Below are 22,256 nucleotides of genomic sequence, written 5' to 3' on the forward strand. Positions count from 1 at the left end.
TTTTTTATCACAAAGCTTTCTATTTCAGAATCGTTAATTCTTTCGGATACTGCGTTAATGCTTCGGCGCCGTCTTTTGTGACGAACACATCGTCTTCAATGCGCACGCCGCCGACATCCGGCACGTAAATCCCCGGTTCTATCGTGTACACCATGCCTTCTTTGAGGAGTGTGTCGTTCGCGCTGCTCATTGATGGATATTCGTGAACCGAAATCCCGAGTCCGTGGCCGAGGCGGTGCGGGAAATAGTCTCCGTATCCGGCTTTTTCAATAATGCCGCGGGCTTTTAAATCGAGATCGCCGATTCTGACGCCGGGTTTGCTTAATTGAAGCGCCGCCTGTTCAGCTTTAAGCACCGTTTCGTAAATCTCTTCCTGTTTCGGGCTGATTGATTGGTATGCGAATGTTCTCGTAATGTCTGAACAGTAGCCGTCAAGAATAACGCCCAGATCAAACAGAACGAAATCGCCTTTTTTCAACCGGTCTGCACCCGGATTCCCATGGGGCTGGCCAGATTTTTCCCCGAACAGCACCATCGTTGAAAATGACATGCCCTGCACGCCTTTTTTCTTCAGCTCAAACTCAATCTGCGCGAGTACTTCGGTTTCACTCACACCCTCTTTGAGCGCCGCGACACCGACTTCAACTCCGTAATCCGCAAGTTTTGCCGCTTCCCTGAGAATGCTGATTTCCTTCTCATCTTTCACGAGACGGAATTGGTTGAGCGTTTCTTCTGCCGAAACAAATGCCGCGCCCCCTGAAGCTTGTTTGAGCTGTTCTGAGCGGGAAAGAGAGATCGAATCCTTTTCAACCGCGATGGAATCAAGCCGCACATTTCGTTTTGTGAGCTCGGCTTTGATCAGCTCCCACGGATCTTCGTGATCGCCGTAGCCGATAATATCATGCTCCCACCCGGCGCTGCGGGCTTGTCCGGCTTCCATTCCCGGACAAACGAAAAACGGCTCCTGTTCCTGAAACAGGAACAATCCCATTAACCGCTCATGCGGATCCGTGTAAAAATCAGTTAAATAAAATACGTTTTCCTTTGTATGTATAAACGCCGCATCATGTCCTTCTTTTTTCAGCCAAGATGAAACACGTTCTAATCTGTTCATTTTTTGCTTTTCCTCCTTACCAAAGTGACTCTTTATTCATTCTATCAGTTTTCCGGCGTTTATGCTGTGAACGAACATTAAAAAAACAGCCGCCCGTGTGCGGCTGTCATGTTTATTTTAATAATCTCAGTCCGTTCAGAATGACCAGAATCGTGCTCCCCTCATGCCCGATCACGCCAAACGGCAGTTCCATCACCTGAAGAAAGTTGGCGCAGATCAAAAGGCAGATGACCGAGAGCGAGAAAACAATATTCTGCTTAATAATCCGGTTCATTTTCCTTGAGAGTCTGCACATTTTCACAAGCTTGTGAAGATCATTTTTCATAAGGACTAAGTCAGCCGTTTCAAGGGCCACGTCCGTTCCCCCGCCCATCGCAATACCGACGTCAGCGGTTTTCAGAGCGGGCGCGTCATTAATGCCGTCCCCCACCATGGCGATTGTGCCGTACGTTTCCTTCAGCTTCTTCACTTCTTTTGCCTTTTGGTCCGGCAGACAATCGGCAACAACCGTCGTCATGCCCGCCTCTTTTGCAATGGCAGCCGCAGTTTCAGACTGATCGCCGGTGAGCATGGCTGTTTTAATGCCCAGTGATTCAAGCTCAGCCATCACGGCTTTGGCTTCAGGTCGGATTTGATCCTTTAAGGCAAAGCAGCCCGCAATCCGGTCATCTTTTTTAACAAAGACCAGTGTAAAACCTTTATCCTTTAATTCTTTTCCCGATGTTTGCAAAAAAGCATCTGCCGCATCTTCACCTGCAAACCCCGCTTTTCCGACCATCCATTTGACACCTTCTATTTCAGCCTGAACACCGAATCCGGACGTCTCGTCAATCGATAGATGTCCTGCGGGCGCGGCGCCCCGGCTTTCGGCAAATTCAGCTATCGCTTTTGCAAGCGGGTGGCTTGATTGCTTTTCCATGGCATACACCGCCTGCATGATCTCATCTTCACTCACATGTTCCGCAGCTTGAAATGCCGCGACTGCCGGCTGTCCCTTAGTGACCGTGCCGGTTTTGTCAAATGCGATCATCCGTACGCTTCCCAGCTGCTCTAAAAACACACTTCCTTTAACCAATAATCCGTTGCGGGCCCCATTTGAGATAAGGGAAAGCGCAGCGGGCATAATAGAAGCGACAAGTGCGCACGGGGAGGCGACCACCATAAACACCATCGCCCTGTAAAAGGTTTCACTCCAGCTCCAGCCTAAAGCGAAATGAGGAATGAATAAAAGCAAAGCCACGGCTAACAGCACGCCTTTGACATAGACACTTTCGAACCGCTCAATAAATGCCTGAGCCGGTGACACGCTGTTTTGGGCTGATTCCACCAGCCGGATGATTTTTCTGAATAAAGACTGTTCATTTGTTTTCGTCACACGGACCGTTAAGGAGCCGTTTCCGTTTACCGTTCCTGTAAACACAGAATCTCCGGCTGTTTTTTCCGCCGGCATCGCTTCACCCGTAAGCGCCGATTCATCGAGGCTCGTCACGCCAGACTCAATGATCCCGTCTGCTGCTACGCGTTCGCCCGGCTTAATGACGATCATGTCACCGATCTTAAGTTCAGCAGCCGGCACCCGCTTTTCCCGTCCGTCCGCAAGCAGTGTCGCTTCCTCCGGTTCCAGTTTCATTAAAGATGTTAAATCACGGCTGCTTTTATTCATCGTATATGTTTCGAGCGCGCCGCTTAACGAAAAAATAAAGATAAGAACAGCGCCTTCAGCCCAATAACCGATCAGGGCGGAGCCGACAGCCGCAAAAATCATCAGCAGTTCCACATTTAACGCCTTCGTCTCAATGGTATCCTCAATTCCCTCTTTCGCTTTTGCAAATCCCCCGATCAGGAAGGCAAGGATATACAAAGTGACGGACAGGCCTTTTGTTTCGGTAAAAAACCAGGCCGCAAGAATAAGGACGCCGGATACGAGCGCCGCAATGAGTTCTGCATGCTGGAGCCACTTTTTTCCGGCCCGCTCTTCTTGTATGTGCTGTTGTGAATGGGTTTGTGTCATCACTTGTTCATTCATTATGAATTCTCCTCTCTAATTGAGAACGCAAATCATCTTCAATTCCCCGATAAAAGCAAAACAGCCGCCTGACAGGCAGCATTTTCACAGTGTTATCGCAGTGTTTCCTTTATTATAGCATGCCGGCGGAAGATTTCAATTATAATTGTTTTAATTTCTTTTTGATAATAATTATCATTAGTGTTTCTTCAGCTGTTCATTATATGCAAAAAAGGTGCGGGAGGAATTCCTCCCGCACCTTTTTATTTCTCTGACCATTCTTTTAATTGTGAGGCGGTCATCGGACCGACGATCTTTTTTTCGATTTCTCCTTTTTCATTCAGCAGAAATGACGTGGGAATCGTCATGACATCGTATTCCTTCATAAGCTCGCCTTTCGTGTCAAGAACAATCGGGAAAGTGAGATGGTGCTGACTGACAAAGTTTTGAACGGTATTTTTGTTTCGCTCGGCATTCATCAAATTTACCGTTACAAGGCTTACATCATCGGACTGATGCTGTTCATAATACGTTTGGAACTGAGGCAGTTCTTTTTTGCACGGCGGACACCATGATGTCCAAAAATGCAAAATCGTTTTCTGCCCTTTATTCGGAATCGATATCTCGTCTCCTTCAATCGTCTTCATCAGAAACACGGCGGGAACTGCCTGTTTTTCTGATGAGGCTTTTGCTTCAGGCATCCAGACGGCGGCAGCTATCAAAAGGACTGCACATACAATTAGGCGGTTTTTATGCATATGATCTTCCTTTCACGCGTTTCGGATAGCTTGCCCTTCCTTATTGAAATGTATCAGCCTTTTCAGCTTTCGATCCGGGGCGCTGTTCTTCCGCCGCCCGTCAAAAACACGGAGACACCGAGGTCTTTGCAGATCGTCGCGTAATGTAAACTTGTCAGAAGAATCATGCCGGTATTCATGCCGAGTATAATGCCGAGCATTTGCAATTCCGGCATAGAACCGAGCACATACATCATCGAAAGCCCCACAATGCTGCTCCATACGTTATGATAAAACGCCGTTTTCACGTGGCCGATACCGATCAGACAGGCCTGAAGCGGCATCACAAACAGATGAAAAAGAAAAAACGGCCACAAAAGCTGCAAATAATACTGCGCTTCCGGAGACTGAAAAAACAAATGGGTCAGCGGGCCCGCGAACTGAAACATGACCCAGACTGCCGGAATGCCGTAGCCGAATGTAATAAAAATCGCTTGTCTCAGCCGTTTCAGCACAATATCATATTGGGACAGCGCATACGCTTCTGAAATGCTGGGAATCATGACGACCATCAGCGAATGGGCGATAAATGCGGGAAACGAACCGATTGTCATCGCTACACCGGCAAGCATGCCGTATTGATCAATCGCGGCTGTCCCGGCTGCCCCGGACGCCAGCAGCGCTCCTTTCACTAAAAAGGGTTCAATGGCGTTTGTCACCGCATGAAATATACGAAGTCCCGTTGTCGGGATGGATACGGCCAGGAGGCGTTTCCGCACGTCCTTGCCGCGCAGATGAATGTGCTGATGGCCGGAAAGCGCCCTCCGCGCCAAAATAAACTGCGTATACAAGTAAACGAACACCACGACATCGCTTGCGACCAGCACAAATAATGAAATGAGCACGGCCATATCAATTTCAAAAGAGTACCATTGAAAAAAGATAAACAGACAAAGCACTTGAATGATTTTTTTCATGACATTCGCAACCGCGATTTTTCCCATTTGCTGCACACCCATAAAATAACCTCTGGCGATGGATGTAAAAGCGACGACTGGAATCAGCCCGATGACAATCCCTTTAATAAACGGGTGATACGTATCGAATACAGGAATGAACGGCAGCGCGATGCTTGCGGCCGCGGTTGAAAACGCGGTAAAAACGGCGGTCATTCTGAAGGCATGCCGGAGCATGCTTTCATGCAGCTTCTGATTGGATTCCGCGATGAATTTTGAAATGGAGATCGGAAGCTCCAGACTGGCGATGACGATAATTAAAAAAATGGTGGGCAGAATGCTCATGTAAAGTCCCATCCCATGCTCGCCAAGCTCCCGCGCCAGTATCATATTCACGACAAATTCCAGACATTCCGCGAAAAAGGCGGCGATGGATAAAAGAATGATCCCTTTCACAAATCGATTCATGGTGTCTCTCCTTGTCTCTCGTTCTTCCATCATCATATGAGACAAGTTCTGAAAATATTTTCGATTTCTCAAAATTGAAAAAAGCATAGCCGGGATATTTTTGATCCCGCTATGCTTACATCGCAAATACGTGTCTGCCGATCCGTTCGATAATTTTTCGGGAACGGATCCAGTGGTCAGATGCCGTTTTCGGATTGTAGAAAAACAACGCGTTCGTTTCTCTGCCCGGATGGTCAAGCGCCTCATTTGCGGCGGCGATGGAATCCTTATCCGGCTTTTGATTAATGCTTCCGTTTGCTACCGGTTCAAATGCATTCCTTTGATAGATCACACCCCGAATGGTATCCGGGAAGCCGTTTTTTTCAGTGCGGTTCAGCACTACGCTGGCTACGGCAACCTTCCCTTTATAAGATTCACCTTTCGCTTCTGCGTGAACGAGACGTGACAGAAGTTGTCTGTCAGCGCGGGAATACGTTTTTTTCGGCGGCTGATAAGCCGTCTCTTCCGGTTTTGCCTTCTTCTCTTGGTGAGATGACAGCTTTATCGGTTGGATAGAATGCTTATGATCCGTTTTTGAAAGCTTCGGAACCGAGCTTTTTTTATTTAAATCAGCAACCAGTGTGCTGGGTTCTTGCTTTGGCTTCTTCGCAAAAGTAAACAGAGCTTCTGTATGTTCAATTTTTGATGCAGGCATAAAACATAGAAAAAAGACAGCCAAGGCAGCAAATTTTGTCGTCATACGATTTCCTCCTTAAATACTTCACTACCTTAACAAGAGCTGTGTGCAAATTCACGGTTAAAGATTTTCCAGTGCTCCCAATCAGCTTTTATGATGGAAGAAGTTCGTTAACAGCCTTGTTATTGGCAGGAAAACAGCCGTCATTTTCACAACATTAACCAAATAGCAGTAAAAGTATCCATCGGAGGGATTTTACATTTTGTTTACATCTGTTACAGCAAGATGAAATGAGAAACCAAAAAACAAAAAAAAGACTCCTCATGTGCGAGGAGCCGTCAGCTTCTTGGCTGTTCTAAATACTGGAAAACAACATCTCCGCCCTGCTGTGCAATACCGCGGAAATGCTTAAAATCTTCCTGCTTCGATAAAACTGCTCGAAATGCAAGAAAATGTTCTTTCTGCACCCTGAATTCTTTGATTTCACCGGTGCGCATTTGGTTGATACATTCTGAAATTTCTTCAGGCAGCAACGAACACAGCCTCCTTTTCTCGGCTTTTTCCCGAAAATCAATATACCATCTTTCCCCCGCCGGGACAATGATTGAGCGGGCTGATACCCATATCGCTTTACTTCTTAAAGAAAATACTGCAAAATATTTTCAAACAGGATTTATGATAAAGGAGAGGAAGCTCGTGAAAATTGCTAAGGTTGGAAACGTCATTGAATTTAAAAACGGATTAACCGGTATTGTTGAAAAAGTAAATGAAAACTCCGTCATCGTTGATGTAACCATCATGGATAATTATCGTGACCTTGAATTAGATTCCCTCACTGTCGTCAACCATAAGAATTATAAAATCATCAGAGACTCCTATTAAACCCCCCGAACAATCCGAACCATTTACATATCCCGCACAAAAGCTGCCGCCCGGCAGCTTTTTCAAATGAATTCAGATCTCGGTCATTTCTACAAAAAAATCACCTGTCTCATCTTTATTGTAAAGATTAGTGACGGATGTATAGTAGTTGGTTATTTTACCGCGGAATTCAAGCCCACGCTCGGGCGCCTTGATGTCAAATGTTTTTTCATACAAAAGGACGGCAATATCATGATACGTTTCAGAGGTCACCTTCAATATAAATGAAATCATGCGGCCGTTTTCACCCGCACTTTCTTTACAATCATACATTTTCAGTCTTACACCGTTTAACTCTAACGGCTCCATAACGAACACTCCTTCTTTTTACAGGACATGCTATCATGCTGACCATTCCTTTACAATTGATCCGCTCCGAATGAGAAAAAACAGCGCAGGCCTTTACAAACATATGTTCCCTATTTTATAATGAAACAGACGAGCTGCCATCCAGCACCCGTCTTTTCATTAGAAAGCGGCGAGTGGAATTCCCCCCGGATTCGCTCGTCTTTTTTATGTAAAACCCCCTCATTTCTGAGGAGAAACTATATGGTCGATTATCAACAAGTCATGGTTCTCCACGTACCTTGGCGCCTTGAATTTCCCCATCCTTTAATGAGAGTGGTCAATCAATTCTCATCATGTTTTTTAGATAAACCAGCATCCATTCAGGATAGAGATTCATTGCAATTATCTTCGAATTTTGCTTTGAACTATAAATCATTATATATTTTTAAACACTGTATTCCAGACTGACGCATCCTCTTGTCCAAGACTCCAGCTGCCAAGACCTTTCAGATTATATTTTTGAGCGAGTTTTATTTTTGCTCTGAGTGACTGTTCATTTTCAAACCATAATGTATATGTTCCCGAAGGCAACAGCCCCTTGTTATCGTGATTGACAGTAAAAATAGCTTTTGGAGATTGACTCTCTGTGTCAAAAATAATTGTCCCGTTATGCCTTTTTACTAATGAGTCAACAAGGTAAAGGGGAATGGCTTGAGAGGCAGATTGGCCTTTCATCCAACAGCGGCCATAGAATGGCAATCCTAAAACTAGTTTTTCAGGAGAGATTTTTTGGGTCAGAGCATATTGAATGGACTTTTCCACCCATCCTACACTTGCAGTAGGTCCAGCAAGGTGGCTTTCATCGTAGGCCATAATCATAAGGTAATCTGCATATTTAGCTAAATACTCGTAATCATATGATCCGTGCCAGCCCTTCGTCCAGCCAAAAGGATTTGCCGCCACTGCAACTGATACTTCTTTATGTCTAGGAATACTTTTCCTTACCAATCTAACAAAATCTGTAAATAAATTCCGATCTTTTTCTGTAAGGTTTTCTATATCGATATTAACTCCGTCCAAATCCAGTTCTTCTATTGCATGAGAAATTTGTTTAGCTAAAAGAACTCGGTTCATTAATGAAAATCGCCCCAAATCCTGATCCCAATGATTGCTTAGAAAAGGAACTACTTTTAATTTTCTTCTATGAAGAGCTTTAATCACATCGGGATTAGCTGAACGGAGAAGTAATGATCCATCTTTTCTGATATAAAAAAAATCAGGAGACACAACATTTAATACTCCGTTCGTTTGATCAACGTGTTGAATAAAATCCCATCCTAATCCAGAATAGAAATAGCTCATTTGAAACATCTCATAACCCCTTCATCCCCAAAAATATCAAGTTCCCCACAAATAAAAAAATGAGGATTGTCATTTCAATTTGATTCGTTTCCGAAACCTCAAAGATTATCTTTCTCTTATCTTTATAATTTGTCCAGGATAAATTCTATCTGAAGAAAGCTTATTAAGATTTATAAGTTGTTGTACCGGGATATTGAAGGATTTAGAAATCGTCCATAATGTATCGCCGGATTCCACATGATATACTTCGTATGTCACGGGAAATTCCATATAACGAGGCGTTCTTTTTACTTTATTCGCTTGATTTCTTATTTTAGGTATTTTCCCCTTCATTCATATTACTCTCCTTTAGAAAAATTTGTTATCAATATTTCTAAACAGTTTCTCTCTAATCTTAATGATTTGTCCAGCATATATTTGATCTGATTTGAAATGATTAAGCTCCATGAGTTGCTGCAGGGAAACATTATACTTCCTGGCAATTATTGATAATGTTTCACCGGGAGTAACATGATGGATCACGTATTTTTCTTTGAGAACATCTACATAATGAATGGTTTTCCCTAAGTTTCTTATAATTCCTCTGCTTTTTAGCACCTCAAGCATTCTCTCGGCTCTATGCAGATAGGAATCATTCTTTACAGCCTTTTTACCGTTTATCTGAATCTTTTTTCTCTCGCTATCATGATTCAAATAGTATTTAACCTTTTCCAATGTTTCTTTTGGGGAGGAAGAAACGATGAGATCGCGGCCAGGTTTGAATTTACCTCGAACTGCTGGTGTATCCGATGTCAATAAAACCCCCCCGGAACCAAGAATCTCATAGGTGCGTTGCGTAAGTTGGCTTTCACAGTTTTGCAAACCGATAACGACTTTTGCTGAACTGTAGACTTTATATGCTTCAGTATAATCAAGGTATCCATGGATCCAATTGCGGGGAATTTCTCTTCCTATATATTTACTCATTTTTTCCCAGTTTCTCCCCCAAAAATCAATGCGAATACCCTTCCGTATAAGAGGACGAATAAGCGTTTTTAAAGAGGACGAACGGAACACTTCCGGATGTTCTTCAAGAAAATTAGGGTAAGCATTAGCCACCACTGCTATATCACAACTGTATTTTGCTAATGGTTTAATCTGGTGATGTATACTTTCGTGAAATGCAAAGTCTAAGTGAGCTGCTTTAATCCCCATGCTTTCATAAGTTTTACACAGAGAAGGCGTAACCGTGAAAACAAAATCTGGTTTCACCTTTTTAATTAACGGGATAGTAAAGTTTTGAGTGTGCAGCGGGTCTTCAGTTGCCCAATAAACGAGAGGGATATTCACCTTTTTAGTAGCGTTGCGAATCCAGGCCTGCTTTTCCCTTGAATGCTCTGGTGTCCATCCCATAGATACTATTAGATCTGGTTTAAATTCGTCTATCATTTCAGTGATATTTTCCCGACTTACAGGACCGGAAATCATTACGGTATGTCCTGCTTCCCTAAACCCATTTGGTAAACCATAGAGCCACATGGGATGACTCTCGAGGAAAAGAATTTTCACACATTTTCGCCCTCTCTTTCACTTTTTAATGTCTACTTTATTGGTATGTAGAAGAGAAATAATTTGTCGCGGTACCAGTCTATAAAAAATGTTCAAGTGCAAGATAACGTGATTGGGATATGGATGCCCCACAAAAAAAGAAAGCAATCTACAACATATTTTCCTTTGATTTTGTTAGCCTTTCTGCCAAAATACTTTCGTTAATAAATTGCTTTTGTGCTTAAAAGAAAAAGACGTACACATTTGTACGTCTTACATTACCTCTGCAATAGCAATTTATTTGCATAAAAGTCATAATAGGCACGCTTTTATAGTGATTAACGATTATCAATCGTCTCCGGATACATATCATGATTCATCATCCGATGTTCGGCCATTTTTTCATATTTTGTTCCCGGTCTGCCGTAGTTTGTATACGGGTCAATCGAGATTCCGCCTCTAGGCGTGAATTTGCCCCATACTTCAATGTAGCGGGGGTCCATTAATTCGATCAAGTCATTCATGATGATGTTCATGCAGTCCTCGTGGAAGAAAAGGCAGGTCAAAGTCTTGTCCCATAAGTACTTGCTCTAGACATTAATCATGAAGTCACACCAATTTCACACCTTACCAAGGGGACTATTTGTAATCTCTGCACAGTGAAATTATACCTGTGCTAGCCCGCCATCTACGAACAATTCAACACCCGTCAAGTAACTGCTTTCGTCTGAAGCAAGGAAAGATACAGCGTTTGCTACTTCTTCAGGTGTCCCAACTTTTCCAGCTGGAACAGTATTTCTGGTATTTTCCATTGCTCCTTCAAGTGCATCACCAAAAAGCTCATCGTATGCAGGTGTAAGAATAGCTCCTGGACTAACCACATTTACACGGATTTCAGTACCTTTTAGGTCAAGAATCCAGTTGCGAACCAGTGCTCTTAATGCTGCTTTAGATGCTCCATATACACTAAACGCTGGGTTGCCAATTGATCCAGCAGTAGAGCCCGTTACAATAATAGAACCTACTTTGTCCGGGAATAGTGATAACGCTTTTTGAACAGTAAAGATGGTTCCTTTAACGTTAATGTCGAACGTTCTATCAACCTGCTCTTCAGTAATTTCACCTAATGAAAGGAAGTTGCCGGTGCCTGCATTAGCAAAAAGAATGTCCAACTTACCTTTTTCCTGCTTTATCATGTCATATAGTTTATCTAAGTCTTCAAGCTTAGAAATATCACCTTGAACACCGGTTACGTTCTTGCCAATTTGGTTAACAGCTTTATCAAGTTCGTTTTGTCTACGTCCCGTGATATAAACATATGCACCTTCGTTTACAAATTTTTGTGCTGTAGCAAGACCAATCCCACTTGTTCCACCCGTTACAAGCGCTATTTTACCTTCAAATTTACCCATACTTAACACTCCTTTAGAATTGATTTTATTTTATGTCTAGTACCTTTAAGTACTTGAAGAACAACTTACAAGATATAGTATCCTTCAGTAAGCACATTATCGGAAGTACCCACTTTTTTGTGATATAGTAACTAAAAAGTAATAAATGTGGAATGGAGAGCTTTAGACATGAAAAAATTTAGCTGTGGGTTTGAAGTGACAAAGGAAGTTATTGGCGGAAAATGGAAAGGCCTTGTATTATACTTTTTAATGAATGGACCAAAGAGAACGAGTGAATTAAAGCGCATGATCCCAAATATAACTCAGAAAATGCTGATTCAAACACTTAGAGAGCTTGAAGCCAGTGGACTTGTGAGCAGAAAGATGTATAATCAAGTACCGCCGAAGGTTGAATATTCATCCACTGAACTTGGAGAATCTCTTAAACCTATCTTGCAGGAGCTCTGTCAATGGGGAAGCCATTATGCGGAGCAAAAGTATGCAGAAGGTGAATATGAAATTGTACAACCAGAACAACTAAAGTTAGGATTGATGTAGCTGCTGAAGTAAATGCTAAACAACTTCAATACCATCACCTAACAGATGAAGAACAGTCAGAAATAAATGAGATATTCAATTTTGAAAGTGAAGTTCTAATAAGAAGTGTCATGGACTATATTCAGGAAAACTTTGATGAAATTCAAAAAAGAGCTGTTTCAAATGTTAAAGAGAAGGTTCAGAAACTTAGCCAAAAAATAAATGAAGATATTGATAATAATATTTAATGCCTATGATCTCTAGATAGGCATTTTTTCTTTCGGATAAAAAAGAAAAGACGTACAAATTGTACGCCTTAATCTGCTTCTGTACTATCAATTTTTCACTGCATAAAAGTCACAGTTCAGGTTGCACCTCAGGTCACACTTTTTAATACAATTCCCATGAGTAGAGCCATTTTCAGGGGTGACTTTTCCCACTTTTAGTGTGACCGGGTCACACTTTTATTGAGCTTAGTGCTGGTCACACTTCGCTGTGACTCGGTCACAATTCCGCTGAAAATCAGCACTGAATGTTCGGATTTTACTGTGACTCCACTTCGTTTCACACTCCGTATCACACAACGGAATAATTACCGATTATCAATCGTCTCCGGGTACATATCATGATTCATCATCCGATGTTCGGCCATTTTTTCATATTTTGTTCCCGGTCTGCCGTAGTTTGTATACGGGTCAATCGAGATTCCGCCTCTAGGCGTGAATTTGCCCCATACTTCAATGTAGCGGGGGTCCATTAATTCGATCAAATCATTCATGATGATGTTCATGCAGTCCTCGTGGAAATCTCCGTGGTTGCGGAAGCTGAAAAGATACAGCTTCAGCGATTTGCTTTCCACCATTTTTTCGTCCGGAATATAGCTGATGTAGATGGTTGCAAAATCCGGCTGTCCCGTTTTGGGGCAAAGCGACGTAAATTCCGGGCAGTTGAATTTAACGAAATAATCACGGTTCACGTGTTTATTCGGAAATGATTCCAAAACCTCCGGCGCATATTCAAATAAATAGTTTGTCCCTTGATTCCCCAGGAGCGTAACTCCTTCTAATTCTGATTCTTTTCTTGTCATATAAATCTCCCTTTCTATTAAACTCCCCGTTTATTGCCCCAAAGCAATGTATGCAGCTGAGGCAGGACTCTGACGAGATTCAGATCCGAATCGGCTGAAACCTTATCAACGAGTGTTTCGTATTTTCCGAGCAGATGTGCGATCAATGCCCGGTCGTCCGTCGTATGGACGTTATCGTTTCCGACCTGAAGATAAAACGGGATATTCGGATACCGCTTGTGCACGGTTTTCGCGAATTGCAGATCTTCATCATTAAAAATGACGACCTTTAAGCTGACCGCGTTAAGCCTTTCTGCCGCATCAAGCGAAGACACAATGTGATCGAGCTTTGCAAAATCGGTTGTCATCCCCGAACTTGGCGGCTTCGGTGAAATCGTCAGGTCGTTAATCATTGTGAACCAATCCTGATAGACCGTTCCCTGCGTTTCTAAAGCGGCGCGCACCCCGTGCTCTTTCAGCAGCAGAATCAGCGCGTCAAGCTGCTTTAACAGCGCCGGGTTTCCTCCTGAGATGGTGACATGGGAAAAGGCGTCTCCGCCGATTTCTCTCAGCTCGCGGTAAATGTCTTCCGCCGTCATCCAGCGGATATCTTTTTTGGCTGAGCCGTCCCATGTAAAAGCGGAGTCGCACCAGCTGCAAGAGTAGTCGCAGCCCGCCGTGCGGACGAACATGGTTTTCTGGCCGATAACCATGCCCTCCCCTTGTATCGTCGGTCCGAAAATTTCTAATACCGGAATTCCTTTAGCCATTCCTATCACCTTTTTTCGGGCGGTATACGCAATAGCTTGTCGGGGTTTCCCTGACAAAAATCTGCACGCAGACCGGCTGATTCTCCAGTGTTTCGAGGTAGGACTGCACCTTATCGTAAATCGTTTTGGCCACGACCTCGGTCGTCGGCAGTGAATATCTGTCATCATCAGCAGAAAACTCGTCATGGTCATTCAGCAATGTATGGTCATAAGCGCCGTGCACCAATTTCTTCAGCACGCTGAAATTCACGAGAAAGCCTGAATCGTCCAGTTCATCCCCCGCAACTGTAATATTTACTGTATACGTGTGCCCGTGGACTCTGCTGCACGCTCCGGCGCTTTCGCGGGGAATAAAGTGCGCGGCTGAGATGTGCATGTCCTTATTCAACTCAAACGAATAAGGATGCTGAACCTGCGGGTAAATTTGAGAAAGCAATTAGTTTCGCTCTCCTTTCATTTTCATATATTCATCATATCCTTTATTGCGGAGCAGGCATGCCGGGCATTCGCCGCATCCGTCCGCAATGATGCCGTTATAGCAAGTCAGTGTGTTATTCTTTACAAAATCAAGCGCGCCGAGCTCATCCGCAAGTTTCCACGTTTCCGCTTTGTTCAGCCACATAAGCGGCGTATGAATGACGAACGGCTTTTCCATCGCCAGGTTGACGGTGACATTGCAGGATTTGACGAACTCGTCACGGCAGTCCGGGTAGCCGCTGAAATCAGTCTCGCAAACACCGGTGATAATGTGGCGCGCGCCGATTTGATATGCAAGAATCGATGCAAAGGATAAAAATACAAGGTTGCGTCCCGGCACAAAGGTTGTCGGCAGTTCCCCGTCCTTCGCTTCAATTTCGATATCATCTCTTGTCAGCGCATTCGGCGCGAGCTGATTTAAAAGAGACATATCAAGCAAGTGATTTTTGACACCGAGCTTTTCGGCAATCGATTTTGCCACATCGATTTCTTCTTGGTGACGCTGATTATAATGGAATGTAACGGTTTCCACTTCTTCGAAATTTTGCAAAGCCCATAATAAACAAGTCGTGCTGTCTTGGCCTCCGCTGAACACCACAACTGCTTTTTCTTTTTTCATGTCTTTCTCTCCCTTATCTATCATTCCATAAAAAAAGCGCCTTTTTCGGAGAAGGCGCCCTAAAAAACATAAAAAAACCGTATCCAAGGATACAGCTCGTCCTTAGTTTTTTATAGAGGGTGTAGCTAGAACCTCTCCCGCATCAATACGGATTTTCTTCTTTTTTCACTTTTGCTATCATACCATAATGTTGTTTCCCGTGACAATAAAAAAACAGCCTGAACCCTGTGTCAGGCTGCAAAATCGGGTTTAAGCCCCGCGTTTTTTCCCCGGAAATACCATCAGCGCAATCCCGATCAGAACAAATAAAGCAGGCCAGAAAACAGAAACCGGAATGATCGGCTGATTCGTCATCATAAAGCAAAGTGCTGTCAAGGTCAGCACCGCAACCGGGATGAGCAGCGCCTTCTGTTTCCCGCCGAACAGCCACAGCTCAAATAAACCGAATGCCGTTGCCAACAGGTAAACAGGCCATGTCACACCGGAGTAGGACCAATTGGTTGCCGTTTCAAAGACAAACAAGATCCCCGTAATCAATAAGATGCCGCCCGGTACGAGAAGTCCCGCGTTTTTGACAGGTTTCGGGCCGAAAATCGGAATGTGAAAAGCGGCGCCCAGCAAAAGAATGAGAGCGGGCCAGCCGCGTTCGCTGATGACTTCATTTGCATTGGTGAATATGCCGAAAATGCCCGCGGCGCACAGAACCGCCGCAGCAGTCAAAAGCCCTCTTTGCCTTCTGCCGAACAGCCAGGCTTCAAACAGGCCGAACGCAACGGCAAAGAGGTAGACAGGCGATGTCACATTTGCGTATGTCCAATCCGTCAGCGTTTCAAACCATAACAACCCGCCCGTCACAAGCAAAATGCCGCCCGGAATAAGAAGGCCCGATCTTTTTTTCGGCTGCATAAAGGCAGCGGCGTGAAACAAAAGCGCGGCTGCGATGATCAAAAGCGGCCACAGCCCCGTCATCAGCATACCGGCAAAGCATAGTGCTCCCACGGCTGTCAGGATGAAAGCAGGAATCAATACACCTAACTTCCTCCCGCCGAAATACCACAGCTCAAACAGACCGAGAGCAGGCGCCCATATATAAACAGGCCACGTCACGCCTGAATACGTCCATCCCGTTGCCGTTTCAAAACAAAACAGGCAGCCCAGCACAAAAAACATACCGCCCGGAACGAGCAGTCCCGCCTGGTCAGGCGTTTTTTTCGCAAAAATAAATCCGGCGTGAAACCCTGCGGACATTATAATGAAAAGAAACGGCCACGCCGAACCTGCGGATATATGAATAACTCCCGCCCTCTGTAAAAAAAACGCAATGCCGATACAAATAAAAATAAATCCCAATAATACACGTCGAGCTTTCATCTCTTACTCCTCCCCATCATTTCCCAATTCATTATACAGAAATGTCAGGAAAAAAGAAGGGGAATTCCCAAAAAATACAGACATTTTCCTTATATCCTTATTTTTCTTTCGGGATTTTTTTGCAAATCAATGCGCCGATGAAAGCGAGGCTCACATACCCAAACACCGGATAAACGGTGGAAATCAGCTGTCCGTAGCCGATTTGGCTGATAATGAAAGCAAACGCCAAAATGCCGCCGTAAATATATGTACTTTTTATATGAAGAAAACTGTTTAATTGTTTTTCCAATCCGTATAAATTACCGATGACCGACGTAAACACTTCTCCGAAAATAATAAACAAATAAATGATATGAAGCGAACGCGAATACGAATAGACGACTTGAGCCATCGGAATGTCAAACTCCAGCACATCCGGCAGCACCGATAATGATAAAAAGCTCGCGGCAAGCACCAGTGTCAACAGAACGCCGCCAAAATAAGCCCCCCTTCTGATCACCTTCTCTGAAGACATTTCATTCGCAAGCGGCACAAGCACGGCTTGGGCGAGCGATAAATTTAACGCGCCGTAAGAGACGGCGGACAAAAGCCAATTCCACTTGTCAGGCCATACCCATTCGTCCGCGTTTCTCGTGCTTGTAAATACAAATGAATCTGCTGTCACGATAAAAGAGAAGGAAATTAAAAGCGGCACAACCAATATATTGACGCCGAACACACCTTTAACGCCGCTTGTCATGACGGCAAAGCTCAGTACGATCGTCAGAAGGATCCCCGCTTGTGCGGACCAGCCAAGCTGTTCATGAAACAGCGCTCCCGCTCCGGACAGCATGACAGAGGTCACTCCCAGCAATATAAACATCATAAACATGTTCACGGCGCGGCCGATGGACTGGCCGAATAAATATGTGTTCAATTCCTGATAAGATGCTGCATGAATCCGTTTGGAAATGATCATGATTTTGGCGCCTAAATATGTAAACATCAGACCGCTTACCACGATACCGAACAGACCGATCCAGCCAAACTTCAGAAAAAACTCAACGATTTCCCGTCCCGTGGCAAAACCGGCTCCTACAACCGTGCCTACGTATACAAATGCAAGCTGACTTGCAGAACCTTTTGTTTGTCCCATTTCACCCTCCGGCTAAGCGCAGATTTGTCCAGGCCTTTATATATGCTTATGAGACAAGTCGCCCGAAAAGACGAACAAATCGTCCTTCCCCGGAGAAAACAGATTCAGCTCTCTCCTCTAAGCAAAAATATTGAAAGAAAAAAAGGGCCGGCGTATACTCTTCATCAAGAAAGGTCAAAACATTTCATTTCCTTTCTGACTATATTGGTCAAAAATAATCAAACCTCACAAATATCACTTATCATGCTGTAAACATTTATTTTTCAGGGTTTGAAACAAAACACTTGAAAGTCAAAGAAGGTCAGAGTATACTATTAATCAAAGAAGGTCAAAGTTAAGACCTTATTTTCTAATCCATTTGGTCAAAGATGATCAAACATTTTTCGAGGAGGTTTTGGCAAATGCGTTGTCAACATTGTCAGAAAAACGAGGCGACGATTCGCCTGAACATGCAAGTCAATTCCATTCAAAAACAATTCGTTTTATGTGAAACATGTTATACAGAATTAACCCGAAAACCGTCTATGAGCATGGGGCCGCAATCATTCGGATTCCCGTTTGAGCAAGGTTTCGCTCCCAATCAAAATAAACAGCAGGCCGGCTCTGAAAAAGGCCTGCTCGACGAGCTCGCTCAAAACGTCACAAACGGCGCAAAAGCAGGTCTGATTGACCCTGTGATCGGCCGCGATCATGAAGTGGCGCGCGTAATTGAAATTTTGAACCGCCGGAATAAAAACAATCCGGTGCTGATCGGTGAGCCAGGCGTCGGTAAAACGGCTATTGCAGAAGGCCTCGCGCTTAAAATCGCTGAAGGCGATGTGCCGAACAAATTGAAAAACAAAGAGCTTTACCTGCTTGACGTCGCTTCTCTCGTCGCCAATACAGGGATCAGAGGCCAGTTTGAAGAAAGAATGAAACAATTAATGAACGAATTAAAAGAACGGAAAAACGTCATCTTGTTCATTGACGAGATTCACCTTCTTGTAGGCGCCGGCTCTGCCGAGGGATCAATGGATGCCGGGAACATCCTGAAACCGGCGCTTGCCAGAGGCGAGCTGCAGGTCATCGGGGCGACAACGCTGAAAGAGTACCGCCAGATTGAAAAAGATGCGGCGCTTGAAAGACGCTTCCAGCCTGTCATGGTTCACGAGCCTACAATAGAACAAGCCATCAGCATTCTGGAAGGCATTAAAGATAAATACGAGAAATACCACGGCGTCACATTCAGCAATGAAGCGATAAACGCCTGTGTTACGCTTTCATCCCGTTACATTCAGGACCGCCACCTGCCGGATAAAGCGATCGACTTATTAGATGAAGCCGGCTCTAAGGCGAACCTGGAGCTTGATACCGTAAATGAAGAAGATGCGGCTGAGAGACTCAAAGCAATTGACGCGGAGAAAACAAAAGCGCTTCATGAAGAAAATTATGAGCTTGCCGCGAAACTGCGTGATGAAGAAGCGGCGTTGGAAAAGCAGCTGGCGCATGAAACACCGGCCTCTTCACCTGAAATCGGGGCGGAGCATATTCAAGCCATCATTGAACAGAAAACAGGCATTCCGGTCGGAAAACTCCAGGCTGATGAACAAGTCAAAATGAAGGAACTTGAAGAGCATCTTCATCAGCGCGTCATCGGTCAGGAAAAAGCCGTGAAAAAAGTGGCGAAAGCGGTCAGACGAAGCCGCGCCGGCTTAAAATCCAAAAACAGACCTGTCGGCTCCTTCCTCTTTGTCGGACCGACCGGAGTCGGAAAAACCGAGTTATCAAAGACACTCGCAGATGAACTGTTCGGTACAAAAGATTCCATTATCCGTCTCGATATGAGTGAATACATGGAAAAACACGCCGTATCAAAAATTATCGGTTCACCGCCGGGATATGTCGGACACGATGAAGCCGGTCAATTAACGGAAAAAGTTCGCCGCAATCCGTACAGCATCGTGCTGCTCGATGAGATTGAAAAAGCCCACCCTGATGTCCAGCATATGTTTCTGCAGATTATGGAGGACGGCCGTCTGACAGACAGCCAGGGCAGAACGGTCAGCTTCAAAGATACCGTTTTGATTATGACAAGCAACGCTGGAACCGGCGAAAAACAGGTGAAAGTCGGATTCCAATCTGAAGAGAGCGTCCTGGAGGAACAAACGCTGATTGATTCACTGAGCGCGTTCTTCAAACCGGAGTTTTTAAACCGGTTTGACAGCATCATTGAATTCCAATCCCTGAAAAAAGAACATCTCGTGAAAATCGTCAGCCTGCTTCTCACAGAGCTTGAAGACACATTAAAAGAGCGCGGCATCAGCCTGAGCGTAACGGACGAAGCGAAAGAAAAAATCGCTGAAATCGGCTACCACCCAGCTTTCGGAGCACGCCCGCTCAGAAGAACCATCCAAGAATTGATCGAGGACGAAATGACAGATCTCTTATTGGATGACAACGAAATAAAAGCCTTCCATGTCGTAATGGAAGAGGACGGCATCAAAGTCCGGGCACAATAAGAAAAAAGCGGTTCCCTCCTCGCGGGGAGCCGCTTTTTTGTTTCTTTCTCCATGCCGAAAGGGAGAAACTGTGAAGAATTCGGGAACAATTTCTCAATCACCCTAAAGTTCCATGCACTGCCACCGATATTAACCATAGAAAGCTAGTATAAAGGATTTGGTGAAAACTATGGATAAAACATCGATTATCGGTATCATCCTCGCCTTGATTGCTTTAAGCGTGGGCATGGTGCTGAAAGGGGTCAGCTTAAGCGCACTCGCTAACCCGGCAGCTATTCTGATTATTTTGTTCGGTACGATTTCTGCGGTGATCATCGCATTCCCCGGAAAAGAAATCAAAAAAGTGCCTGCCCTTTTTAAAGTGCTGTTTAAAGAAAACAAACAGCTGACAATTGCGCAATTAATTCCTATGTTCTCTCAATGGGCGCAAATCGCCAGACGTGAAGGTCTGCTCGCATTGGAAGCAAGCATTGAAGACGTGGATGACGCATTTTTGAAAAACGGCCTGAGTATGGCGGTTGACGGACAAAGCGCAGAATTTATCAGAGATATTATGACTGAGGAAGTTGAAGCGATGGAAGACAGACACCAGGCCGGCGCAGCCATCTTTACACAAGCCGGCACATATGCGCCGACACTCGGCGTTTTGGGTGCGGTCATCGGCCTTATCGCGGCTCTTTCCAACATGAACAATACCGAGGCGCTCGGACATGCCATCAGTGCGGCTTTTGTCGCCACCCTTCTCGGGATTTTCACAGGATATGTACTATGGCATCCCTTCGCCAACAAACTGAAACGCAAATCAAAGCAGGAAGTCAAACTGCGTGAAATCATGATCGAAGGCGTTCTGTCAGTGCTTGAAGGACAGGCCCCGAAAGTGATCGAACAAAAACTTCTCATGTATCTTCCTGCGAATGAACGCGCAAAAGTCGCTGAACAAGAAGGAGAGGCAAACAATGGCGAGAAAAAAGAAGAAGAAGCATGATGACGAGCATGTGGATGAGTCTTGGCTGATCCCGTACGCGGATTTGCTCACCCTTCTTTTGGCTCTGTTCATTGTATTGTTCGCCATGAGCTCGGTCGATGCGGCGAAATTCCAAATGCTGTCTAAATCATTTAACGCCGTGTTTACCGGAGGCACGGGTGTTCTTGAATATTCAAGCGTCACCCCTCCTGAAAACGAAAAAGACGGCGTTGATCAGTTAAAAAAAGACAAGGAAAAAGATAAAGAACAGAAAAAGAAAGAAAGAGAAGCAGCCGACCGCGAAGAACTTGAAGGCGTGCAAAAGCAAGTCAATCAATTTATAAAAAATAAAAAGCTTGAAACTCAGCTGGAAACAAAGCTGACTAAAGAAGGACTCTTAATTACCATTAAAGACAGTATCTTTTTTGATTCCGGACGGGCGGATATCCGTCAGGAAGATATTCCGCTTGCCAAGGAAATCTCGAATCTCCTTGTGCTGAATCCGCCAAGGAACATTATTATCAGCGGACATACGGACAATGTACCGATTAAAAACTCACAATATCAATCTAACTGGCATTTAAGCGTCATGCGGGCCGTCAACTTCATGGCTATTCTCACGGAAAACCCGAAACTTGACGCAAAAGTATTCAGCGCCAAAGGTTTCGGAGAGTATAAACCGGCCGTGTCGAACAAAACCGCCGAAGGGCGCAGCAAAAACAGGCGCGTCGAGGTATTGATACAGCCTAGAAACGCCGCGACTGACCAAAATCAGTAATATAAAAAAGGAAGCCTTTCAAATGGCTTCCTTTTTTATTTCTGATGAAAATGTTTAGCGTTTAACCCCACTCTTTTCAGCATTTCCGTACACATTTCTATCTCTTCATCACTCAACACACTGATCATTTCTTTAATTTCGTCAGCATGATCAGGGAAAATATCGTCCAAAAGACGGATTCCCTTTTCGGAAATCTGTGCGAAAGTCACTCTTCTGTCAGTCGGCGAGGCTTTTCTGATGAGAAGTTCTTTTTTCTCTAATTTGTCAACAACGTATGTAATACTTCCGCTCGCTAATAAAATTTTGTCGCCGATCTGCTGAAGCGGCTGGTTGCCTTTGTGGTACAGCAGCTCAAGCACCGCAAATTCCGTCGGGTTCAGGCCGTGCTTATGAATATGTTTATTCATATGGTCGTTAATAGATCGGTACGCACGTGACAGTACAATAAATAATTTCAATGAGTTTTCTGTTTTATCCGTCATACATTCAATCATCCTTTTACAAAAGAAACCGTTACAGAGAAACATTAATAAACAAAATGAAAAATGTCAACAAAAATGTTTCCAAAATTTCTCTTCTTTTTGTCAGACCTTAAT

At 44.3% G+C, this 22,256-nt stretch carries 23 protein-coding genes, 1 pseudogene and 1 riboswitch; of the genes and pseudogenes, 5 read left to right on the forward strand and 19 right to left on the reverse strand.

Annotation, left to right across the window (positions count from 1 at the left end):
• Nucleotides 1-19: 19 nt before the first annotated feature.
• The 6 genes from BGM27_RS02535 to BGM27_RS02560 all read right to left on the reverse strand — a co-directional run bounded on the left by BGM27_RS02535 (nt 20) and on the right by BGM27_RS02560 (nt 6,489).
• Nucleotides 20-1,114: a M24 family metallopeptidase gene (locus tag BGM27_RS02535; protein WP_007409596.1), complete on the reverse strand. Its 1,095-nt coding sequence runs from the start codon at nt 1,112-1,114 to the stop codon at nt 20-22.
• Between the two features lie 112 nt (nt 1,115-1,226).
• Nucleotides 1,227-3,140, reverse strand: a complete 1,914-nt coding sequence (locus tag BGM27_RS02540; RefSeq protein ID WP_007409595.1) for a heavy metal translocating P-type ATPase — start codon at nt 3,138-3,140, stop codon at nt 1,227-1,229.
• A 242-nt stretch (nt 3,141-3,382) separates the two neighbouring features.
• Nucleotides 3,383-3,877: an endospore biogenesis thiol-disulfide oxidoreductase StoA gene (gene stoA / locus BGM27_RS02545; RefSeq protein ID WP_007409594.1), complete on the reverse strand. Its 495-nt coding sequence runs from the start codon at nt 3,875-3,877 to the stop codon at nt 3,383-3,385.
• Between the two features lie 62 nt (nt 3,878-3,939).
• On the reverse strand, nt 3,940-5,280 hold the full coding sequence (locus tag BGM27_RS02550; protein ID WP_007409593.1) for a polysaccharide biosynthesis protein: 1,341 nt from the start codon (nt 5,278-5,280) through the stop codon (nt 3,940-3,942).
• 115 nt (nt 5,281-5,395) lie between these two features.
• Nucleotides 5,396-6,019, reverse strand: a complete 624-nt coding sequence (locus tag BGM27_RS02555) for a cell wall hydrolase (protein ID WP_007409592.1) — start codon at nt 6,017-6,019, stop codon at nt 5,396-5,398.
• 275 nt (nt 6,020-6,294) lie between these two features.
• Nucleotides 6,295-6,489 carry a hypothetical protein gene (locus BGM27_RS02560; RefSeq protein WP_007409591.1) on the reverse strand — a complete coding sequence of 65 codons (195 nt, stop codon included), beginning with the start codon at nt 6,487-6,489 and terminating at the stop codon, nt 6,295-6,297.
• A 163-nt stretch (nt 6,490-6,652) separates the two neighbouring features.
• Here BGM27_RS02560 and BGM27_RS02565 point away from each other — a divergent pair, with 163 nt between their 5' ends.
• Nucleotides 6,653-6,838, forward strand: coding sequence for a YkvS family protein (locus BGM27_RS02565; protein ID WP_003154669.1), 186 nt, complete (start codon nt 6,653-6,655; stop codon nt 6,836-6,838).
• A 72-nt stretch (nt 6,839-6,910) separates the two neighbouring features.
• On the opposite strand, the gene BGM27_RS02570 is transcribed toward BGM27_RS02565, so the two are convergent.
• The 6 genes and pseudogenes from BGM27_RS02570 to BGM27_RS02595 all read right to left on the reverse strand — a co-directional run bounded on the left by BGM27_RS02570 (nt 6,911) and on the right by BGM27_RS02595 (nt 11,466).
• On the reverse strand, nt 6,911-7,186 hold the full coding sequence (locus tag BGM27_RS02570; protein WP_007409590.1) for a DUF3219 family protein: 276 nt from the start codon (nt 7,184-7,186) through the stop codon (nt 6,911-6,913).
• 414 nt (nt 7,187-7,600) lie between these two features.
• Complete coding sequence (locus BGM27_RS02575; RefSeq protein WP_007409589.1) at nt 7,601-8,536, reverse strand: glycosyl hydrolase family 18 protein; 936 nt, start codon at nt 8,534-8,536, stop codon at nt 7,601-7,603.
• A gap of 96 nt (nt 8,537-8,632) precedes the next feature.
• The gene (locus tag BGM27_RS02580) at nt 8,633-8,860 is read right to left on the reverse strand and encodes a LysM peptidoglycan-binding domain-containing protein (protein WP_007409588.1); all 228 of its coding nucleotides are present in this window, start codon (nt 8,858-8,860) and stop codon (nt 8,633-8,635) included.
• Nucleotides 8,861-8,875: 15 nt separating this feature from the next.
• A complete protein-coding gene (ykvP, locus tag BGM27_RS02585) occupies nt 8,876-10,075 on the reverse strand; it encodes a spore protein YkvP (protein ID WP_007409587.1) in 1,200 nt (399 codons plus the stop codon).
• Nucleotides 10,076-10,392: 317 nt separating this feature from the next.
• Nucleotides 10,393-10,605 (reverse strand): annotated as a pseudogene (locus tag BGM27_RS02590) (7-cyano-7-deazaguanine reductase); the annotation flags it as partial.
• 114 nt (nt 10,606-10,719) lie between these two features.
• Nucleotides 10,720-11,466: an SDR family NAD(P)-dependent oxidoreductase gene (locus BGM27_RS02595; RefSeq protein ID WP_007410450.1), complete on the reverse strand. Its 747-nt coding sequence runs from the start codon at nt 11,464-11,466 to the stop codon at nt 10,720-10,722.
• Nucleotides 11,467-11,634: 168 nt separating this feature from the next.
• On the opposite strand from BGM27_RS02595, the gene BGM27_RS02600 reads away from it, so the two are divergent.
• Entirely contained in the window at nt 11,635-12,003 is a 369-nt protein-coding gene (locus BGM27_RS02600) for a winged helix-turn-helix transcriptional regulator (RefSeq protein WP_007410449.1), read from the forward strand.
• A 571-nt stretch (nt 12,004-12,574) separates the two neighbouring features.
• On the opposite strand, the gene queF is transcribed toward BGM27_RS02600, so the two are convergent.
• The 6 genes from queF to BGM27_RS02635 all read right to left on the reverse strand — a co-directional run bounded on the left by queF (nt 12,575) and on the right by BGM27_RS02635 (nt 17,420).
• Nucleotides 12,575-13,069, reverse strand: a complete 495-nt coding sequence (gene queF / locus BGM27_RS02610) for a preQ(1) synthase (protein WP_003154673.1) — start codon at nt 13,067-13,069, stop codon at nt 12,575-12,577.
• 17 nt (nt 13,070-13,086) lie between these two features.
• Nucleotides 13,087-13,818, reverse strand: coding sequence for a 7-carboxy-7-deazaguanine synthase QueE (gene queE, locus BGM27_RS02615; protein WP_003154676.1), 732 nt, complete (start codon nt 13,816-13,818; stop codon nt 13,087-13,089).
• Nucleotides 13,811-14,254 (reverse strand): 6-carboxytetrahydropterin synthase QueD, encoded by a 444-nt coding sequence (gene queD, locus BGM27_RS02620; RefSeq protein WP_007408455.1) that lies wholly within the window; start codon nt 14,252-14,254, stop codon nt 13,811-13,813. The genes queE and queD overlap by 8 nt, the downstream gene beginning before the upstream one ends.
• Complete coding sequence (gene queC, locus BGM27_RS02625) at nt 14,255-14,914, reverse strand: 7-cyano-7-deazaguanine synthase QueC (protein ID WP_003154679.1); 660 nt, start codon at nt 14,912-14,914, stop codon at nt 14,255-14,257.
• Nucleotides 14,915-15,010: 96 nt separating this feature from the next.
• A riboswitch (PreQ1 riboswitch) is annotated at nt 15,011-15,055 on the reverse strand.
• 108 nt (nt 15,056-15,163) lie between these two features.
• On the reverse strand, nt 15,164-16,285 hold the full coding sequence (locus BGM27_RS02630) for a hypothetical protein (RefSeq protein WP_007408456.1): 1,122 nt from the start codon (nt 16,283-16,285) through the stop codon (nt 15,164-15,166).
• Nucleotides 16,286-16,382: 97 nt separating this feature from the next.
• Nucleotides 16,383-17,420 carry a YkvI family membrane protein gene (locus BGM27_RS02635; RefSeq protein WP_020953988.1) on the reverse strand — a complete coding sequence of 346 codons (1,038 nt, stop codon included), beginning with the start codon at nt 17,418-17,420 and terminating at the stop codon, nt 16,383-16,385.
• Between the two features lie 401 nt (nt 17,421-17,821).
• Between BGM27_RS02635 and clpE the strand changes: the two genes are divergently transcribed.
• From clpE to motB, 3 genes are all read left to right on the forward strand, one after another.
• Nucleotides 17,822-19,918: an ATP-dependent protease ATP-binding subunit ClpE gene (gene clpE, locus BGM27_RS02640; protein ID WP_007408460.1), complete on the forward strand. Its 2,097-nt coding sequence runs from the start codon at nt 17,822-17,824 to the stop codon at nt 19,916-19,918.
• Nucleotides 19,919-20,087: 169 nt separating this feature from the next.
• On the forward strand, nt 20,088-20,903 hold the full coding sequence (gene motA / locus BGM27_RS02645) for a flagellar motor stator protein MotA (RefSeq protein ID WP_007408461.1): 816 nt from the start codon (nt 20,088-20,090) through the stop codon (nt 20,901-20,903).
• The gene (gene motB / locus BGM27_RS02650) at nt 20,875-21,660 is read left to right on the forward strand and encodes a flagellar motor protein MotB (protein ID WP_003154685.1); all 786 of its coding nucleotides are present in this window, start codon (nt 20,875-20,877) and stop codon (nt 21,658-21,660) included. The genes motA and motB overlap by 29 nt, the downstream gene beginning before the upstream one ends.
• A 35-nt stretch (nt 21,661-21,695) precedes the next feature.
• On the opposite strand, the gene mhqR is transcribed toward motB, so the two are convergent.
• Complete coding sequence (gene mhqR / locus BGM27_RS02655; RefSeq protein WP_007408463.1) at nt 21,696-22,142, reverse strand: MarR family transcriptional regulator MhqR; 447 nt, start codon at nt 22,140-22,142, stop codon at nt 21,696-21,698.
• Nucleotides 22,143-22,256 lie beyond the last annotated feature (114 nt).

The organism is Bacillus sp. FJAT-27001 (assembly GCF_019039175.1).
GTDB lineage: Bacteria > Bacillota > Bacilli > Bacillales > Bacillaceae > Bacillus > Bacillus velezensis.

Coding starts and splice junctions, on each gene's coding strand:
- queE (WP_003154676.1), bottom strand. CDS start 13,818: ATGGCTAAAGGAATTCCGGTATTAGAAATTTTCGGACCGACGATACAA.
- BGM27_RS02570 (WP_007409590.1), bottom strand. CDS start 7,186: ATGGAGCCGTTAGAGTTAAACGGTGTAAGACTGAAAATGTATGATTGT.
- BGM27_RS02550 (WP_007409593.1), bottom strand. CDS start 5,280: ATGAATCGATTTGTGAAAGGGATCATTCTTTTATCCATCGCCGCCTTT.
- BGM27_RS02635 (WP_020953988.1), bottom strand. CDS start 17,420: ATGGGACAAACAAAAGGTTCTGCAAGTCAGCTTGCATTTGTATACGTA.
- mhqR (WP_007408463.1), bottom strand. CDS start 22,142: ATGACGGATAAAACAGAAAACTCATTGAAATTATTTATTGTACTGTCA.
- queF (WP_003154673.1), bottom strand. CDS start 13,069: ATGACAAGAAAAGAATCAGAATTAGAAGGAGTTACGCTCCTGGGGAAT.
- BGM27_RS02540 (WP_007409595.1), bottom strand. CDS start 3,140: ATGAATGAACAAGTGATGACACAAACCCATTCACAACAGCACATACAA.
- BGM27_RS02595 (WP_007410450.1), bottom strand. CDS start 11,466: ATGGGTAAATTTGAAGGTAAAATAGCGCTTGTAACGGGTGGAACAAGT.
- BGM27_RS02630 (WP_007408456.1), bottom strand. CDS start 16,285: ATGAAAGCTCGACGTGTATTATTGGGATTTATTTTTATTTGTATCGGC.
- motB (WP_003154685.1), top strand. CDS start 20,875: ATGGCGAGAAAAAAGAAGAAGAAGCATGATGACGAGCATGTGGATGAG.
- BGM27_RS02535 (WP_007409596.1), bottom strand. CDS start 1,114: ATGAACAGATTAGAACGTGTTTCATCTTGGCTGAAAAAAGAAGGACAT.
- stoA (WP_007409594.1), bottom strand. CDS start 3,877: ATGCATAAAAACCGCCTAATTGTATGTGCAGTCCTTTTGATAGCTGCC.
- clpE (WP_007408460.1), top strand. CDS start 17,822: ATGCGTTGTCAACATTGTCAGAAAAACGAGGCGACGATTCGCCTGAAC.
- BGM27_RS02580 (WP_007409588.1), bottom strand. CDS start 8,860: ATGAAGGGGAAAATACCTAAAATAAGAAATCAAGCGAATAAAGTAAAA.
- BGM27_RS02575 (WP_007409589.1), bottom strand. CDS start 8,536: ATGTTTCAAATGAGCTATTTCTATTCTGGATTAGGATGGGATTTTATT.
- queC (WP_003154679.1), bottom strand. CDS start 14,914: ATGAAAAAAGAAAAAGCAGTTGTGGTGTTCAGCGGAGGCCAAGACAGC.
- motA (WP_007408461.1), top strand. CDS start 20,088: ATGGATAAAACATCGATTATCGGTATCATCCTCGCCTTGATTGCTTTA.
- BGM27_RS02555 (WP_007409592.1), bottom strand. CDS start 6,019: ATGACGACAAAATTTGCTGCCTTGGCTGTCTTTTTTCTATGTTTTATG.
- BGM27_RS02600 (WP_007410449.1), top strand. CDS start 11,635: ATGAAAAAATTTAGCTGTGGGTTTGAAGTGACAAAGGAAGTTATTGGC.